This window comes from Caballeronia sp. (assembly GCF_028292365.1).
Classification (GTDB): Bacteria; Pseudomonadota; Gammaproteobacteria; order Burkholderiales; family Burkholderiaceae; genus Caballeronia.
Map to the genome: position 1 here is coordinate 1 of NZ_JAQGMM010000664.1, position 16,518 is coordinate 16,518.

Annotated in this window: 18 protein-coding genes; 14 read left to right on the forward strand and 4 right to left on the reverse strand. The window is 58.9% G+C overall.

From position 1 onward, the window contains the following. From phnY to JWR14_RS38065, 12 genes are all read left to right on the forward strand, one after another. A partial coding sequence (gene phnY, locus JWR14_RS38010) for a phosphonoacetaldehyde dehydrogenase (RefSeq protein ID WP_299719904.1) occupies positions 1–1,109 on the forward strand: 1,109 nt, incomplete at its 5' end. 3 nt (positions 1,110–1,112) lie between these two features. Then, the gene (locus tag JWR14_RS38015; RefSeq protein WP_299719905.1) at positions 1,113–1,688 is read left to right on the forward strand and encodes a phosphonate degradation HD-domain oxygenase; all 576 of its coding nucleotides are present in this window, start codon (positions 1,113–1,115) and stop codon (positions 1,686–1,688) included. Positions 1,689–1,940: 252 nt separating this feature from the next. After that, positions 1,941–4,391: a glycogen/starch/alpha-glucan phosphorylase gene (locus tag JWR14_RS38020; protein WP_299719906.1), complete on the forward strand. Its 2,451-nt coding sequence runs from the start codon at positions 1,941–1,943 to the stop codon at positions 4,389–4,391. An 825-nt stretch (positions 4,392–5,216) separates the two neighbouring features. Beyond that, positions 5,217–6,098 (forward strand): transporter substrate-binding domain-containing protein, encoded by an 882-nt coding sequence (locus tag JWR14_RS38025; protein ID WP_299719907.1) that lies wholly within the window; start codon positions 5,217–5,219, stop codon positions 6,096–6,098. 27 nt (positions 6,099–6,125) lie between these two features. Further along, on the forward strand, positions 6,126–7,007 hold the full coding sequence (locus JWR14_RS38030; protein WP_299719908.1) for an amino acid ABC transporter ATP-binding protein: 882 nt from the start codon (positions 6,126–6,128) through the stop codon (positions 7,005–7,007). Positions 7,008–7,017: 10 nt separating this feature from the next. After that, a complete protein-coding gene (locus JWR14_RS38035) occupies positions 7,018–7,692 on the forward strand; it encodes an amino acid ABC transporter permease (RefSeq protein ID WP_299719909.1) in 675 nt (224 codons plus the stop codon). Between the two features lie 6 nt (positions 7,693–7,698). Next, a complete protein-coding gene (locus JWR14_RS38040) occupies positions 7,699–8,358 on the forward strand; it encodes an amino acid ABC transporter permease (protein WP_299719910.1) in 660 nt (219 codons plus the stop codon). Between the two features lie 27 nt (positions 8,359–8,385). Next, complete coding sequence (locus JWR14_RS38045) at positions 8,386–9,420, forward strand: proline racemase family protein (RefSeq protein WP_299719912.1); 1,035 nt, start codon at positions 8,386–8,388, stop codon at positions 9,418–9,420. 118 nt (positions 9,421–9,538) lie between these two features. Continuing rightward, positions 9,539–10,090 carry a cupin domain-containing protein gene (locus tag JWR14_RS38050; RefSeq protein ID WP_299719914.1) on the forward strand — a complete coding sequence of 184 codons (552 nt, stop codon included), beginning with the start codon at positions 9,539–9,541 and terminating at the stop codon, positions 10,088–10,090. Next, a complete protein-coding gene (locus JWR14_RS38055) occupies positions 10,087–10,860 on the forward strand; it encodes an alpha/beta hydrolase (protein WP_299719917.1) in 774 nt (257 codons plus the stop codon). The genes JWR14_RS38050 and JWR14_RS38055 overlap by 4 nt, the downstream gene beginning before the upstream one ends. Positions 10,861–10,863: 3 nt before the next feature. Further along, the gene (locus JWR14_RS38060; RefSeq protein ID WP_299719920.1) at positions 10,864–11,727 is read left to right on the forward strand and encodes an aspartate dehydrogenase; all 864 of its coding nucleotides are present in this window, start codon (positions 10,864–10,866) and stop codon (positions 11,725–11,727) included. A gap of 17 nt (positions 11,728–11,744) precedes the next feature. Further along, positions 11,745–12,497 (forward strand): SDR family oxidoreductase, encoded by a 753-nt coding sequence (locus JWR14_RS38065; RefSeq protein WP_299719922.1) that lies wholly within the window; start codon positions 11,745–11,747, stop codon positions 12,495–12,497. Positions 12,498–12,528: 31 nt separating this feature from the next. Here the strand turns inward: JWR14_RS38065 and JWR14_RS38070 are convergent, their stop codons facing one another. From JWR14_RS38070 to JWR14_RS38080, 3 genes are all read right to left on the reverse strand, one after another. Continuing rightward, the gene (locus JWR14_RS38070; RefSeq protein WP_299719924.1) at positions 12,529–13,593 is read right to left on the reverse strand and encodes a LacI family DNA-binding transcriptional regulator; all 1,065 of its coding nucleotides are present in this window, start codon (positions 13,591–13,593) and stop codon (positions 12,529–12,531) included. Positions 13,594–13,872: 279 nt separating this feature from the next. Then, the gene (locus tag JWR14_RS38075; protein WP_299719926.1) at positions 13,873–14,214 is read right to left on the reverse strand and encodes a hypothetical protein; all 342 of its coding nucleotides are present in this window, start codon (positions 14,212–14,214) and stop codon (positions 13,873–13,875) included. Between the two features lie 94 nt (positions 14,215–14,308). Beyond that, a complete protein-coding gene (locus JWR14_RS38080) occupies positions 14,309–14,725 on the reverse strand; it encodes a DUF6232 family protein (protein ID WP_299719928.1) in 417 nt (138 codons plus the stop codon). A gap of 221 nt (positions 14,726–14,946) precedes the next feature. On the opposite strand from JWR14_RS38080, the gene JWR14_RS38085 reads away from it, so the two are divergent. After that, complete coding sequence (locus tag JWR14_RS38085) at positions 14,947–15,315, forward strand: YciI family protein (RefSeq protein ID WP_299719930.1); 369 nt, start codon at positions 14,947–14,949, stop codon at positions 15,313–15,315. A 23-nt stretch (positions 15,316–15,338) separates the two neighbouring features. Continuing rightward, entirely contained in the window at positions 15,339–15,734 is a 396-nt protein-coding gene (locus JWR14_RS38090; RefSeq protein WP_299719932.1) for a VOC family protein, read from the forward strand. Positions 15,735–15,764: 30 nt separating this feature from the next. Here the strand turns inward: JWR14_RS38090 and JWR14_RS38095 are convergent. Then, positions 15,765–16,518, reverse strand: a 754-nt coding sequence (locus tag JWR14_RS38095; RefSeq protein WP_299719934.1) for a LysR family transcriptional regulator substrate-binding protein, incomplete at its 5' end; no start/stop codon positions are given.

The window sequence follows — 16,518 nt, forward strand, 5'->3', positions numbered from 1 at the left end:
AATTCGCCGCGATGGAAGCGTTGCGCGACGACGGTCAAAGTTTTTCCTGCGACCTTACCCCGCACGGCAAGGCCCGCCGCGTGTTCTCGCAACGTGAACCGCTGGCCGGCGTGATTGTCGCGATCACACCCTTTAATCATCCGATGAATCAGGTCGCGCATAAGCTCGCGCCGGCTATTGCGACGAATAACCGGGTGATCCTGAAGCCCTCCGAGAAGGTGCCGTTATCGGCTTATTACTTAGCCGACGTGCTGGTCGAAGCCGGTTTGCCCGCGCCCATGCTGCAAGTTTTGACGGGCGACCCGCGCGAGATCGCCGAAGAGCTCGTCACCAACCCGCATGCCGATCTCGTCACTTTTACCGGCGGCGTGGCTATTGGCAAGGCGATTGCGGCGAAGGCGGGGTACAGGCGCGTGGTGCTGGAACTCGGCGGCAATGACCCGCTGATCGTGCTCGATGACGCCGATCTGGACCGCGCGGCAACGCTGGCCGTGCAAGGCTCGTACAAGAACTCCGGGCAACGTTGCACGGCGGTCAAGCGCATGCTGGTGCAGAAGCGCGTGGCCGCCCGGTTCACCGAACTCGTGGTGGAAAAAACGCTTGCGTGGACTTATGGCGATCCCTTCGATCCTGCCAACCAGATGGGCACGGTAATCGACGAAGCTGCGGCCAGATCATTCGAAGCACGCGTGAACGAAGCAGTATTGAAGGGAGCGCGGTTGCTGTGCGGCAATCACCGCCATGGCGCGCTGTATTCGCCCACGGTGCTTGATCGTGTCGATCCGTCCATGACGCTGGTGCGCGAGGAAACCTTCGGGCCGGTGTCGCCGATCATCGAATTCGATACCATCGACGACGCCATTCGTATCAGCAACGGCACGGCTTTCGGGTTGTCGTCCGGCCTATGTACAGACCGGGCGGACCTGATCACGCGCTTTGTGAACGAACTGCGCGTGGGTACCGTCAATGTGTGGGAAGTGCCGGGTTACCGGATCGAGTTGACGCCATTCGGCGGTATCAAGGACTCGGGCCTGGGTTACAAGGAAGGCGTGCAGGAAGCGATGAAAAGCTTCACGAACCTCAAGACTTTTTCTTTACCCTGGGCTTGAATCATGGCGCTTACGCTCACTGACATCCGGCATCTCTTCGATACCTACGGCGCCATGGCCTATAGCGGTGAACCCGTCACGCAACTCCAGCACGCATTGCAGACGGCGGCGCTGGCCGAGGAAGCGGGCGCAGACGAAACACTCGTTGGCGCGGCTTTTTTGCACGACCTGGGACACTTGCTGAACCTCCAGGGCGAGACGCCGAGCGAGCGGGGCATTGACGACTTGCACCAGTATTTCGCGCTGCCCTTCCTGCGGCCACTATTCGGTAACGCCGTGCTCGAACCGATCCGCCTGCATGTGGACGCGAAACGTTGTTTATGTGCAATTGATGACGAATATTTTTCGACACTATCCGCGGATTCAGTCCGCAGCCTGAAATTGCAAGGAGGCATTTTCAGCAAGGAAGAAGCGGATGATTTCATGCGCAAACCCTTCGCGCAGGATGCGCTTTCATTACGCCGTTGGGATGATCTTGCGAAGAGTCCTGAGCGCGTTACGCCCCCGCTCGATCACTATATTCAGCTAATCGAAAGGCTTGCCGAAGACCGCGGCGCGGTGTCATCAAATCACGGTTGAACAGGGATATGATCAGGAAACCAAAGTAATTTAACAATGCTGCACCGCGAGCAACCTGGCTGCTCCCGATGACGGAAATGCGACAACAGGACGGACCGCCGGCGGATGTCGTGCCAGTTCCACGGCGTCCGGGGGCCAATACCCAAAAAAATAAAAATAGCGTAACCTGCCTGTTCACCCGGCCCCGTCCCGCTTGACAGAACGCGGCTCGCACCTAGCGCGTTGTCCAGCAATGCATTTCTGGAGAGTTCGATGACATCCGTCGACCTGGAATTCGAACAGCTGAACAGCACCGTCGATGCGCTCAGGCGCTCCATTTCCAACCGTCTCATGTACGGCGTCGGCAAGGATGCCGTCACCGCGCAGCCACGCGACTGGCTTCACGCCGCCGAACTGGCGGTCCGCGACCGGCTGGTGGCGCGCTGGATGAAAACCACGCGCCAGCAGTACGAGCAGGACGTCAAGCGTGTCTACTACTTGTCGATGGAGTTTCTGATCGGCAGGACTTTTACCAACGCGTTGTTAGCGCTGGGCATTCACGACGAAGTCCGCGACGCCCTCGCCGGCCTTGGCATAGACTTAAATACGCTAGAGAACCTGGAACCCGATGCGGCGCTCGGCAACGGTGGTCTCGGCCGTCTCGCCGCGTGTTTTCTCGACTCCATGGCGACCGTTGGCATTCCGGGTTTTGGTTACGGTATTCGCTACGAATACGGCATGTTCCGGCAGACCATCGTTGACGGTAATCAGGTCGAAACGCCCGATTACTGGTTGCGCGCGGGTAATCCGTGGGAGTTTCCGCGCCCCGAAGTGAACTATGTGATTCATTTTGGCGGCAGTACGGTCCGTCATGGCGACCGGACCGAATGGATCGACACGGAACACGTGAACGCCATGGCGTACGACACCGTGATCCCCGGCTTCGCCACGACCGCGACGAATACGCTGCGGCTCTGGTCGGCGCGGGCGACCGATGAATTCGACCTGTCCGCGTTCAACCAGGGCGATTATCGCCGGTCGGTGGAAGCGAAGAACACCTCAGAACACGTATCGCGCCTGCTGTATCCGGACGACTCCACGCAGGCCGGCCGCGAACTGCGTTTGCGCCAGGAATACTTCTTTGTTTCCGCGACGATGCAGGATCTGATTCGCCGCTATCAACGCACGCACACGCATTTTGGGCGGCTGGCGGAGAAGGTGGCGGTGCACCTGAACGACACCCACCCGGTGCTGGCCATCCCCGAGTTGATGCGTTTGCTGGTCGATACGCATCACTTGCCGTGGGACAAGGCATGGAAGCTGATTCAGCAAATGTTCTCGTACACGAACCACACCTTGATGCCCGAGGCGCTGGAAACGTGGGACGTGGAAATGCTGTCGCGGCTGTTGCCGCGCCACCTCGAGATCATCTTTGACATCAACTCGGATTTTCTCAAGCAGGTGGGCGAGAAGTTCGGGCGCGACATGGACCTGATTCGCCGTATTTCCCTCGTCGACGAATACGGTCAGCGGCGTGTGCGCATGGCACATCTTGCGATTGTTGCAAGCCACACGGTGAACGGTGTGTCGAAGCTGCATTCGCAGTTGATGACGCAGAATATTTTTGCCGATTTCGCGCGCATGTATCCCGAGCGCTTCACGAACGTGACGAATGGCATTACGCCGCGGCGGTGGTTGTCGCAGGCAAGCCCGAAGCTGTCGTCATTGATCGATGAACGGCTGGGACCGCGCTGGCGGACTGACTTGTTCGAGTTGGGCCGGCTGCGTGAATGGCGCGATGACCCTGAATTTACCAAAGCCTTTCATGACGCGAAGTTCGCGAGCAAGGTACGGCTCGCCGCACGAGCGAAGCGGGAGACGGGTGCGATCATCGACCCGAATGCGCTGTTCGATTTACAGGTCAAGCGCATTCACGAATACAAGCGGCAGTTGCTTAACGTCCTGCATGTGATCGTGCGCTACAACCGGATTCGCGAGCAGCCGGAGAAGGCGTGGACACCGCGTGTCGTGATGTTCGCCGGCAAGGCGGCGTCGGCGTACAAGATGGCCAAGACGATCATCAAGCTGATTAACGACGTGTCGGAGAAGGTCAACAACGATCCGTTGATTGGTGACCGGTTGAAGGTCGGTTTCATTCCGAACTATGGCGTGAGCGTGGCCGAACTGATTATTCCGGCAGCGGATTTATCGCAGCAGATTTCGATGGCGGGGACCGAAGCGTCGGGCACGGGCAACATGAAGCTCGCGTTGAACGGGGCATTGACCATTGGTACGCTGGATGGCGCGAACATCGAGATTTGCGACGCCGTTGGGCGCGAGAACATGTTTATCTTTGGGCACTCAACTGAAGAGATTGATGCGCTACGGGCGACCGGATACAGGCCGCGTCATATTTACGAAGAGAATCCTGAGCTGAAGATGGCGCTTGACCAGATCCGGCTCGGGCACTTTTCGCCGGACCAGCCGCATCGTTTCTACGACATCTTTCATACGCTGGTGGATTGGGGCGACCATTACATGGTGCTGGCGGATTTTGAAAGCTTCGACAAAGCTCAGGCGGATGTCGATGCGAAATTTCTCGATAAGGAAGCCTGGACGCGCAGCGCAATTGAAAACGTCGCGGGGATGGGAATTTTTTCGTCAGACCGGACAATTGCGGAATATGCCAAGCATATTTGGCATGTCGAGCCTTTGATTGTTTAGTGTTTCGCTCGCGCCGACTCCGCCTTGATCCATGATCCCCGAGAGCTTCTGCGGCCGCTACGAGGCTTGCAGAAGCTCTCAGTCTATCGCCGCACGATGTCCCCACTCCGGACAGGCCGAACGTGAGCTAGAGACGCAGCGGCCTCGCGTTTTTAGCGCGTAAATTGGCTGATCGTTCAGTCTGCGGCGTGGCTCTCACTCGTCCCCGTGATGGGTCACATCTGACCTCCAGCGTCTACGAGAGTCGATTCACGCGCCCGGCCATTCGGCCACGTATTTCTCTTGTAAATCTCCGCGAACAATTACTCCTGCGGCGCGTGTTTCAGGCCATCGATTTCAGCGTTCCGCCGAGCGGTGCGCGCGTACCGCCGTCGGCTTCAGTTCAATACCTCGCGCCACCCATCGAGCTGCGCTCACCGGCCGCGCCGTCCTCAGGGCCATCAATCGAGCGGACCGACTGCAAATTTCAGGCCGCCGAAACACCGAAGATGGTAATCGTTTTCCATCCGTAGAACCCTTACAGGTATTGAAGTTAGTAAAAATACTAGCTCAATGATGTAAAGCTTTACGCTTCATTTTTTTTCTACTAGCATGGTTGTACGCCCTCAGACAAAGGCTGTTTCCTGGTGACAAGACGGTTGTCATCCGGGTGATGATTGACTTCGAACACTCGCGTAAACGATTACCACGCCGCCGAGAGGCGGCTTGGTTGATCGACAAGGGTAAGCGGAGTTCCAAAAGTCGGCTTTAGCCCGCGGAGCGTTAAGGGAAGTGTTAATTCGGGAAGTGTTAATTCGTTCATATTCTTTGGAGTCCATGACCACCATGAAGAACACGCTTATGCCGGCCCTTCGCCGCGCTCCGGCCGCCCAAACGCTTCGCGCGCTGCTCAGGGCTGCGCTGGCGTCAGTTTGTTTCGCTGTAGGCATGAGCAGCCTGGTTGCCCCTGCCAACGCGGCGGATTCAACGACTTTCCAGTCGGTGCGCAAAGCAGGAGAACTGCGTTGCGGCGCGGCGCTGGCGCCTCCGTTTGTGGTGCGCGATGCGAAGACCGGCGGTTATACGGGTGCATTCAGCGACCTGTGCCGCCGGTTCGGTGAGGATGTCCTGAAGGTCAAGGTGAAATTTGTCGACACGACCTGGGACAACATGATTGCAGGGTTGCAAACCGACAAATGGGACCTGGCCATGGCGATCAACCGCACGCCTGTGAGGGAGCAAGTGATCAACTTCTCAGCGGCCGTCGTTCGTAACGATACAAACTTCGTGTACAGCCGCTCGGACGCAAAGGTGCCCAAGCAGATCAAGTCAGTCGCCGATATCGACAAGCCCGATTTCATTGTCGCCGTCGTGCAGGGTACGACCGACGACAAGGCAATCAGTCCGGTGCTCAAACAGGCACAGATCCTTCGTCTGCCCGACGCCGACAGCACCCGCCTTGCACTCATGTCGCATCGTGCCAATTTTCTTGCGGACCAGTCCGATGCCAACCTGATCTTCCAGGCGGCCCACCCCGACTGGGCTGAGATCTACCGGCCGGACCCGCCCTTCAATCTTCAGGACGTGGCGTTCGGAATGAACAAGAGCTACACGAGCGCGGACCTCAACGAGCTCAATCAATTCATCGAGCAGCAGACCAAGAGCGGTTTCGTCAAATCCAGCGTTGACGCGGCCGTGAAGCAGGCGGCGCAGTCGGTAAAACAGTAGCCGGATTTTTCCATAGACAGCCAGACAATGAGCAACGACATGGAACAGGTCATGAAAGTGAGCCGGCTAATGAAACATGACGCCGATGCGCGCCCGGCAGGATGGCAGGAAGGGCGTTTGCCGGCCCGCCCGACCCTGCAGGCGGGCACGGAGCCACTCGTCAGCATCAAGGGTTTATCCAAGCAATACGGTCCCACGGTCAAGGTTCTGAAGGGTCTCGATCTGGATATGCGGCACGACGACCGCCTCGTGGTGATCGGACCGAGCGGAGGGGGAAAGAGCACGTTGTTGCGTGTACTGATGGGACTTGAAACCATCGACGGAGGCACGGTCGAGTTCAATGGCAGACCCTATCTGTCGTTTGACGAAGAGAGCCGGCGCACACGCATGGACCTGAGCATCCGTAAGCAGATAGGGATGGTCTTCCAGAACTACACGCTCTTTGCGCACCTGGACGTCTTGCGCAACCTGACGCTTGCGCCCTGCAAAGTGAAAGGCGAGCCACGGGCCGAAGCGGAACGAAGAGCGACGTCGCTGCTCGATCGTTTTGGACTGTCAAGTAAAACGCGTGCTTATCCCGCGCAACTTTCCGGCGGCCAAAAGCAACGCGTCGCGATCGCGCGCGCCTTGATGCTGGACCCGCGGCTCATGCTGTTCGATGAGGTTACATCCGCGCTGGATCCTGAGCTGGTTGCCGAGGTCGAGACCGTCATCCTCGAGCTGGCGTCGCAAGGCATGCCGATGGTCATGGTGACGCACGACATGTGGTTTGCGAGGAAAGTCGCTTCCCGCATTGTGTTCTGTGCGGACGGCGTGGTCATCGAGTCAGGAACACCCGATGAAATGTTCAAGCACCCAAGACACACCCGGACGAGAGAGTTCCTGAACAACGTGTTGCATGTGAACTAGGAAAAAGGCCGTGAACTATTCTCTGGATTTCTCCTGGATCTCCTCGGGACTCGGTCTTCTGTGGCAAGGCCTGGCGGTTACGCTGGTGATCGCGTTGTGTGCGAATGCAATAGGCGTGGTAACGGGGTTTGTTGTCGGGATGCTGACCCAAAGCAAATCGCGGCTGGTGCGCCTGCCGGTATCGGCGTTCATTGAGTTCTTCCGCTGCACGCCGGCGCTGGTCCAGGTGGTCTGGTTCTTTTACTGCGTGCCGATCATCTTCAACGTGTTTCTCAGTCCAATGACAATGGGCATTCTCGCCATTTCCCTAAACCTGACGGCGTTCAATGCCGAGGCGTACCGGGGTGGCATCCAGTCGGTTCCGCGCGACCAGCACGACGCGGGTGTCGCACTGGGCTTCTCCCCCTTCCAGCGCACTACCTTGATTGTGCTTCCGCATGCTTTTCGCGTGGCGCTGCCGGTTCTTATCACCAATGGCATCTCGGCGTTGCAGCAGACGTCGCTGCTCTCGGTGGTGGCGATTCAGGAGCTGATGTACCGCGGCAAGGAAATTGCTTCGGATACCTATAGGCCATTGGAAGTGTTCACGACCATCGGCATCTTGTACCTCGTTGTGTCTGTGCTCGTTGCGCAGGCGTTGCGCGTGATCGAGCGCAAACGCTCCTTCAACTATTCAGCGGCGTAGCCAGTCATGAAATTCAATTTCGTGTTCCTGCTGGGTTATATCGAGCCGTTGCTCGACGGGCTCGCGCTTACCGTCAAGCTGACACTGGCGTCCGCGATCGCCGGCATTGCCCTGGGATTCGTGGCGAGCCTCTTACGGACATACGGCCCGGGCTCCGCTCGGGCAATAGCGACCGGTTATGTGGAAGTGTTTCGCGGGACGCCGCTGCTGGTCCAATTGTTCTGGTTCTTCTTCTGCCTGCCGCTTTTGCTTCACGTGAATATCAGCGTAGGCGTTGCATCATTTGCGGCGCTCAGCCTTTACATGGGTGCGATCACATGCGAGACCTTCCGCGGGTCGCTGAGCACGATCAAGAAGGAAGAACTGGACGCGTGCGTGGCGCTTGGACTGAGCCGCATGACACGCGTGACGCATATTGTCTTGCCGCTCGCTTTTATCCGTGCGATGCCCAGCTTGCTCTCGAACATAGTCAGCCTGTTCAAGGAAAGCGCCCTGGTGTCCGCACTCGGCATGGCCGACTTGATGTTCGTCGGCCAGAACATTGCGAACACGAGTGCCCGGCCGGTGGAAGTCCTGACTACGACGGCGCTCATTTACTTCGTGGTCGCGTATCCGCTGACGCGATGCGTTGGGCATATCGAACGAAAGGTACTCCAGCGGTTCTAGTGTCGAAATAATCTGGAAGCAATGCAAATGAAAATGAAACGAATGGTGAATGTCGTGGGCGTGCACACCGGTGGCGAGCGCAATGACGTGATTACCGGTGGGGTTCTCGATGTCCCCGGAAAATCGATGTTCGAGAAGATGCAATATCTGGAAACCCAGGCTGACGATCTGCGCAAATTCTTGCTGCAGGAGCCGAGAGGAACGGTGACTCAAAGCATCAACCTCGTGCTTCCGCCTTGTGACCCCCAAGCGGACGCGGGATTCGTGATCATGGAGTCGGAGCACTATCCGCCGATGTCCGGCAGCAACACTATCTGCACGGTGACCGCGCTGCTGGAAACGGGCATGTTGCGCATGGAGGAGCCCTACACGGAGCTGACCCTGGAGGCGCCCGGTGGCCTGATCAAGGTTCGGGCCGAATGCCGCGACGGCAAGTGCCTTAATGTCCGCTTCGCTAATGTGCCGTGTTTCGTGTTCGGGCTTGATCTTGCGTTGGAGGTGCCGGGTATTGGCACGCTGACAGTGGATGTCGCTTATGGCGGAATGATCTACGTACTGGTCAATGCAGCGGCCCTGGGCTTTTCCATTGTCCCGGATGAAGCCGCCGATATGGTCGAAGTGGGCGAGGCGATCAAGGCAGCGGCGGCTGTGCAAATTCCTGCGGTGCATCCGGAGAATCCACAGATCCATACGATCAATCAGACCCTGTTCGCTGGCCCTCTCGAACGCGGACCGGACGGCCTTTCGTCGAGGAACGGTGTGATCGTCTCGCCGGGCCGCCTGGATCGTTCACCGTGTGGCACGGGAACCAGCGCACGGCTGGCGGTCCTTCATGCGCGTGGCTTGATCGAGCCGGGCGAGCGATTTGTCCATCGGTCGATCATCGGCTCTGAATTTACCGGTGAGATTGTCGAGACTCTGACAGTAGGCGGCAAGCCGGGCATACGCCCCGCTATTTCCGGCGGCGCGTGGATCATGGGTTTTCATCAGTACGTGCTTGATTCGTCCGACCCCTTTCCAACAGGCTACACGTTGAACGACCTCTGGAAGAAAAGAGCTTAGAGGCTTAGGGGTGTTGCCCTGAAGGGCGCATTGACGCGCATGCGCGTAAACGTTTTCCATCGTGGGACAGGCAAGCGTTTCCCGCATTGCTGTGTTCATTTATAAGCTGGAGGTTGAGATGATCGACAACCCGATTGAACGTAATAACGAGGCGTCTGTAGAGGTCGCCGGCACGGGCAGGTTTCTGTACGTGCATCCACGAAAGGAAGAGAGTTACTGGCAACCGCAGCCGGCCAACGGATATGCGTCGGTCCATGTTGCCCCGCACCTTGTGCCTATGGACCGTCAATTTGCGGTCGGCACGCAAACCTTGCCGCCGGGCGGCGTTGTTCGTCTTCACTCGCACACTGATAACGAAGAGGTGCTGCACTTTATCTCCGGCACGGGTAAGGCCGAACTGGATGGCGAGGAGTACCGGCTCGAGCCTGGGGTGACGCTGTTCCTCGGCAAACTTCGCAAGCATACGTTTATCAACGACGGCGACGCCGATTTGCATTGGGTATGGTTCTTCGTGCCCTCGGGACTCGAAACCTTCTTTCGCGAGATCGGCCGGCCGCGCACGCCGGGCGAAGCCGCTCCGGAACCCTTCGCGCGACCGGCGGACGCGGCGCAGATCGAGGCTCGAACCGTGTTCACGCAGCTCGGCCAGATCGGCAAGAGGCAGGAATGACGGAAGGCCGCACGAATTCAGGCATTCACTACGAAGCAGCCGGCAGCGGTGACGCGCTCGTGTGCATCTCCGGGCTTGGCGGTCTTGCATCCTTCTGGCGGCCAGCCGCCGCGTTGTTTGCGGATCGCTATCGCGTGATCTCGTTCGACCATCCGGGAGTGGGCCGCAGCAACAGGGAAGGGGACCAGCGCATACCGGCCATTGCTCAAGCCGCTCTTGACGTACTCGACGCCGAAGGGGTGATCCATGCGCACTTCATTGGGCACTCCACCGGCAGTCTGGTGGCGCAGACGCTTGCGCTGGATCATGGGCGCCGGTGCCGCAAGCTTGTGCTGAGCGGCGGCTGGGCGAGGCCGGACCGGCGCTTCAGGGATCTCTTCGATCTGCGGCGGCGGATGCTTGAGAAGCTCGGGACACGCGCTTATTCGGCGTTCTCGCGGCTTGGGGGGTATGACGCTCAGTGGTACGAATATAACGTGGCGGCGGCGCCGCTGCAGTTCGATGGCGACGATGAGTTCGACAGGCCGACGGTCGTGAATCGAATCGACATGTTGCTTGGGTACGACCGCGCCGATGAACTCACGGTGATCGATAAAGAAACGCTGGTCATAGGCGCTCGCGACGACTTCATCGTGCCGTTCTATCACTCGGAAGATCTGGCGCAACGGATCCGGAACGCGGCACTCGTCGAGGCTCAGGGCGGCCATTTTTTTCCACAGGTCGATCCCCAAGCGTTCGCATCGCGGATCGGCACATTCCTGGACGAATGATTCATGACGAAGCCGGAGTTCAATGAACAGTCGCCGGTCCCTGTGGATCGCGAAACAGATTTTGCGGCGCGCGAACGGATCGCGATCATCGGTATGGGTGCGATGGGAAAGCGCGTTCTGGCTACGTTGCACGCGCGAGGCATCAAGGCTCGGCAGCTATCGTGTCTCGTCCCCGCTCACGAGGCGGACGCTCTCAACATGCAATCAATCAAGATCGAGGTTTTTCATGACGTCGCCTCTCTTGTTTCATGGAACCCGACGCTTTGCGTCGAGTGCGCGGGCCACGCGGCAGTCGACGAGGCGGTCATTCCGCTTCTTGAGCGTGGAGTCGACGCCATCGTTGTTTCCGTCGGCGCGCTGGCGTCCGCGCCGCTGCGCGAGAAGATCAATTGCGCGATGACGCTCGGCAATTCGGAACTGACGTTGGTGTCCGGCGCGGTCGGCGGCATTGATGCATTGCGCGCGGCGCGTATGGGCGGTCTCGATTCAGTCCGCTACACCGGACGAAAACCGCCGCATGCATGGCGGGGTTCTCCAGCAGAAGTACAGTTCGACATGCTAACTATCGACAAACCCACTGTGATCTTCGAGGGCACGGCCGGCGAGTCGGCAAGGCTGTTCCCGAAGAACGCCAACGTTACCGCCGCGATTGCGCTGGCTGGGATCGGCTTTGAGAGAACGACCGTCACCATGATGGCCGATCCGGGCGTCGACCAGAACGTACATGAAATCGAAGCGGTTGGCGCCTTTGGCCGCCTGTCAATTCGCCTTGAGAACAATCCATTGCCGGATAACCCCCGGACGTCATGGCTTGCGGCAATGAGCATTGAGGACGCGGTTATCCGCCGTCTTGAACATTCAATTTAATCTTGTGAGAAAAGAACATGCGACTCGAAGGAAAAGTGGCTGTCGTGACGGGTGCGGCGGCTGGAATCGGAGCCGCCACGGCTGCGTTGTTCATCAAGGAAGGCGCGAGGGTGGTGCTCGCGGACAGCAACCTCGAGCAGGCTGAGAAGGTCGCGCGCGCGTTGGGTGCAAATGCGCTCGCAGTAGGGGTGGACGTCACGGTAGCGGCGCAGATCAAGCACCTCATTGCCGCGACCTTAGCCGAATTTGGTGGACTTGATATCCTGGTGAACAATGCGGGTTACGGCATTCGCGGCAGCGTTGTCAACACGGATGAAGAGGACTGGGACAAGGTGATCGACGTGAATCTGAAGAGCGTCTTTCTCTGCTCCAAGTATGCGATACCGGAGATTGAAAAGCGGGGCGGCGGGGCGGTGGTCAACATCTCGTCGACCGCTGCCGTCTGCGGTATTCCAGATCGCGCCGCCTATGTGGCGGCGAAGGGCGGAGTCGCGTCGCTCACCCGTTCGATGGCGCTGGACCATGCGGACAAGAACATTCGCATCAACAGTATTGCGCCGGGTGTGATCTGGTCCAACTATTACGAAAAGATGCTCAAGGAGGTTCCCGATCCCGACGCGTTCGTACACGGACTGAAAGCGCGTGCGCCAGTGAACCGGATGGGCACCCCGCAGGAGATCGCCACGATGGTCTTGTTCCTGGCGTGCGAGGAGTCTTCGTTTGCGACCGGCGGGATGTTCACGGTCGATGGCGGTTACACAGCGCGATAATGCTGCTTGCTACGGCGCCTCTGCGGCTGGTTCATGCGACTGCTTTCGGTGTCGTACTCGTGGAGGCTATGCGGGGGACACTCGTCGACTCCCGCACGATCAACTGAGTGTCCAGCCGGGCAGGCGTGACTTTGCCTCCGTGCGTCAGGGCGCCAATCAGCGATCTTGCTGCAAGACGTCCCATCTCCGCGGCAGGAACAGCGATGGTCGTCAGCGCCGGGGAGAAGATGGTGGTGTAGTCGTCGTCATCGAAACCTATAACGGACATGTCTTCCGGTACCCGCAGTCCAAGCCGCCGGCACTCTGCTATTGCGCTGAGTGCAAAGACATCGGCGTTACAGACAACCGCGGTGACGTCGGGAAATTCATGGTGGATTTGCCGCATTGCATCCGCACCCTGATACGTTGCCGAGCCGTAGCTTTTTTCGATGACGTGGGCTTTGTCGCCCAGCCCGTGAGCTTGCATGGTCTTCTGGAAGCCATCCAGACGAGCTTGTTGCCGATCGTTTCCTTGCAGCGGTCCGGCGATCATTGCCATCTCACGATGGCCCAACCGGATCAGGAATTCGACTGCCTGTCTGGTCGCAGCAAAGTTGTCGAAGCCGATGGACGGAACGAGGTCGTCATCGTTATAGGAGTAGGTTGTCACGCAGGGAATCTGCTTGTCGGCGAGGTAGCTTTTCAGCTTGGGATCGACCATCTTCCCGACTAGCAACAACGCCTCTGCGCCGCGTTCGACGATCCGCTTGACTACATCGAGCATGTTGCGATTGTCGAATCCGTTCGTTACTACGAACACGCTGTATCCAGCCAATGTCAGTTGCTCTTCGAACGCATGCGTCAGCCGCGCGAACATGGAATAGTCGAGCGACGGAATCACTGCGCCAATGATGAACGATTTGCGAAGACGTAATGCCTTGGCTGCCGGGTCCGGACTGTAGCCAAGCTCTTTGGCCACAGCCAACACTTTTTCCCGGCTCACCGCGCTGACACGATTCGGGATGTTGAATGCGCGCGAGACGGTGGCGACCGAAACGCCTGCCGCCTTCGCGACGTCAAAAACGTTGATGTTTGGTTTGGCTTTCTGTCTGTTCATGGCTCGACGAAATAGGTCGAAGGATCACGTTCCTTCTTCGTAGTGCCGGGCTAGTTTAGCACTCGGCGCTGCAAGTGGAAAACGATTACACCATGATGTTTGAGAGGAGCCTGCGTTCGCGTGGACCGCCCGCGCCTTGGGGACGCAACGTCCGGCGGCACGGGTAGCAGGAGCAGACCGCCATCAAGCGTGCCACCTTATCCGAGGTGCTTCTTATGGAAGAGCGTCTTCGGCGCATCAGACTCTTATCGACCTGAAAGCGGACCCTCAGGCAGACCCTCAGCGCCGCAGCGTGAACGTGGTCGCGTGGCCCAGGGTTGCCTGCTCAAACCGGGAGGTCACCACGCCAATCACATCGCTCAACGTCCGTGACGGCACTTCAACGTGCAACGTGACGCATTCATGCCGGCGATCCGTCGCTACCACCTGCATGCGAGCTTCGCCGCCCAACGCCTTCTGCAAAACGCGCCGCGGCCCGCTGGAGTCAAGCCCCGGCAGGATGAGATCGAAAGCAAGAACCGTGTGAAGTTTGCGCGTGGCCCGCACGAACGGCTTGGGCACAGGAACAGCAGATGAACGGACCGGGGAAGCAACGCTTGCCTGAAGCATCGGATAGTGCACCGTCTCGCGACGGGCGGTGGTTAGAACAACACCACTTTAGCTAGCCGCGCATTAACAAGAGGCATGGATCACTGCGGTCCGTGTAAAGAAGGTATTAATTTGACGGGGGCGCCGACGTGGCCGCGGAAGTGGGCGCTGCCGGAATGCCCTCGCGCACGAGCTTTGCCACGCGCTCCGCAAACTCCTCGTCCTTCGTCGTGAACACCTCACGCTCGCCTGCCGGCGTGGTGACGTACATCCTGTAGATCACGTCCTGCGTGATCCACGACAAATACCCCACCACCGCGATCATCACGCCCAGCAGCAACGCCGGTCCTGAACCAAGAATTCCGCCCGTCACCGCCACGATCAAACCAATCACGCCCAGCGCAATCGGCAATGGCTTCTGCCGCGGCACCATCACCACGGTTGCGCCACGCAAATCACGTAACGGAAAGAGCTGGCCCGCCGCACTGAGGCCAGCGCGGGCAAACGTAATACCTCGTTCGTTGAAAGGGAGATCCTGTTGCATGGTTCGAAGTCTTGTCGGCGGAAAGAAAGGCGCAGATTAACAGACACGCCCAGCCGCGGGCATCCCGCCGATCGTCGCATGATATCTCGCACGGCCGCAAAGCCCGCCAGGCACTCCCGTTCCTTCCGTTACATTTCGATACTATTGCGCGCCTGTTTCCTGTCGATTTCGACCTTGCTCACGCGTCTACAGGGTGAAGCCACCCTTGACCGGAGACATCGATGAAATTCCTGTGCCTCATTTTCTTTGACGAACACGTGCTCGACGACTTGTCGAAACGGCAGTATGACGCACTAGTCGACGAATCCCTGGCATACGACGAACGCCTTCGAGAGAGCCGTCATTTGATCGCGGCGCAGGCGTTGCAGTCCGCGAAGGAAGCGGTCACGTTGCGGGTCCGCGGCGAGCATGTTTCGATCACGGATGGTCCATTCGCCGAGACGAAGGAGCAGGTGGGCGGCTTTCTTCTCATTGAGGCGCGCGACATGAATGACGCCATGCGCGTGGCTTCCGGTTTCCCCGGCGCGCGCCTGGGCGGCGTGGAAGTGCGTCCGGTCAAGGAGTTGCGCGCGTCGCGGTCGGACGCATGAGTTGCACAACCTGAAAGGAGCAAATGATGGCAACGCTATTGAAAGACAGTCACGCGTTCAGCGGTTTTGCGGTGAAGGATCTTGCCGAAGCAAAGGCGTTTTACAGCGATACGCTGGGTCTCAAGGTAACGAGCGAGCCCATGGGCATTCTCAAGCTGCATCTGGCGGGCGGCAACAACGTACTGGTCTATCCCAAGGCCGATCATGTGCCGGCAACATACACGGTGCTGAACTTTCCGGTCGATAGCGTGGACCAGTCGGTCGACACGCTGAGCGCGCGTGGCGTGAATTTCGAACACTACGACATGCCGGGTCTCAAGACCGATGCCAAAGGAATTTGCCGCGGCTCCGAGGGCCCGGTGATTGCCTGGTTCAAAGACCCGGCCGGCAATATTCTCTCGGTGCTCGAAGAGCGGTAGAGGGTCTGACTACGAAGGTACTAGCTACGCTCACGCCTCCATCGTCGACTCGCTGGACACCAGCCGCAATTCGTCGGCAATGATGGCAATCAGCGCTTCCGCCGCCGCACTCAGCGGACGTCGCGGATGGCTGATCCGTACAATATGGCGCACGATCCGCGGCGCAAGAATGGGATAGGCGCGCAACGTGCCCAGCCGTACCGCGCGCTCGACCACGATGCGCGGAAGGATCGTCGCGAAGCGCGTGCTTTCCACCAGCTTGACGATCGTGCTCAGCACGTCGATTTCGAAGCGCGGTGCGAGCAGTACGTCTTCGTGCTGCGCGGCGGTATCGAGTACACCGCGCAAGCCATGGCGTTTCGTGGGCAACACCAGTTCGAGTTCAGGAAGCTGCGCAAGCTCGATGGCATGCGGCAAGTCAGGACCATGCACGGCGCTGGTGACGAGCACCATCTCTTCATCGAGCAAGGGCTGGGAGTCCAGCGACAGACGCGCGCGAGGTTTGTTAATTAGCGCAGCGTCGAGTTGTCCTCCCGATACCCAGTCGATAAACGTCGCGCTGTAACCGTCTGACACGGTGACTTCCACATGCGGATAACGAGCGTGAAACCGCGACAGGGAATCCGCCAGCACGCTCTCCGTCACCGACGCAATCAAGCCGATCGATACATGCCCCGTCACCACTTCGTCACGCTGCACCAGTTGCTGGCGCGCGTGTGCGAGATCCCGCATGATGGGCAGGAAGAGGCGGTACATCAACCGTCCCGCTGCGGTGGGGGCCATG

Coding starts and splice junctions, on each gene's coding strand:
- JWR14_RS38015 (WP_299719905.1), top strand. CDS start 1,113: ATGGCGCTTACGCTCACTGACATCCGGCATCTCTTCGATACCTACGGC.
- JWR14_RS38045 (WP_299719912.1), top strand. CDS start 8,386: ATGAAAATGAAACGAATGGTGAATGTCGTGGGCGTGCACACCGGTGGC.
- JWR14_RS38055 (WP_299719917.1), top strand. CDS start 10,087: ATGACGGAAGGCCGCACGAATTCAGGCATTCACTACGAAGCAGCCGGC.
- JWR14_RS38040 (WP_299719910.1), top strand. CDS start 7,699: ATGAAATTCAATTTCGTGTTCCTGCTGGGTTATATCGAGCCGTTGCTC.
- JWR14_RS38050 (WP_299719914.1), top strand. CDS start 9,539: ATGATCGACAACCCGATTGAACGTAATAACGAGGCGTCTGTAGAGGTC.
- JWR14_RS38020 (WP_299719906.1), top strand. CDS start 1,941: ATGACATCCGTCGACCTGGAATTCGAACAGCTGAACAGCACCGTCGAT.
- JWR14_RS38070 (WP_299719924.1), bottom strand. CDS start 13,593: ATGAACAGACAGAAAGCCAAACCAAACATCAACGTTTTTGACGTCGCG.
- JWR14_RS38030 (WP_299719908.1), top strand. CDS start 6,126: ATGAGCAACGACATGGAACAGGTCATGAAAGTGAGCCGGCTAATGAAA.
- JWR14_RS38085 (WP_299719930.1), top strand. CDS start 14,947: ATGAAATTCCTGTGCCTCATTTTCTTTGACGAACACGTGCTCGACGAC.
- JWR14_RS38080 (WP_299719928.1), bottom strand. CDS start 14,725: ATGCAACAGGATCTCCCTTTCAACGAACGAGGTATTACGTTTGCCCGC.
- JWR14_RS38065 (WP_299719922.1), top strand. CDS start 11,745: ATGCGACTCGAAGGAAAAGTGGCTGTCGTGACGGGTGCGGCGGCTGGA.
- JWR14_RS38025 (WP_299719907.1), top strand. CDS start 5,217: ATGAAGAACACGCTTATGCCGGCCCTTCGCCGCGCTCCGGCCGCCCAA.
- JWR14_RS38090 (WP_299719932.1), top strand. CDS start 15,339: ATGATGGCAACGCTATTGAAAGACAGTCACGCGTTCAGCGGTTTTGCG.
- JWR14_RS38060 (WP_299719920.1), top strand. CDS start 10,864: ATGACGAAGCCGGAGTTCAATGAACAGTCGCCGGTCCCTGTGGATCGC.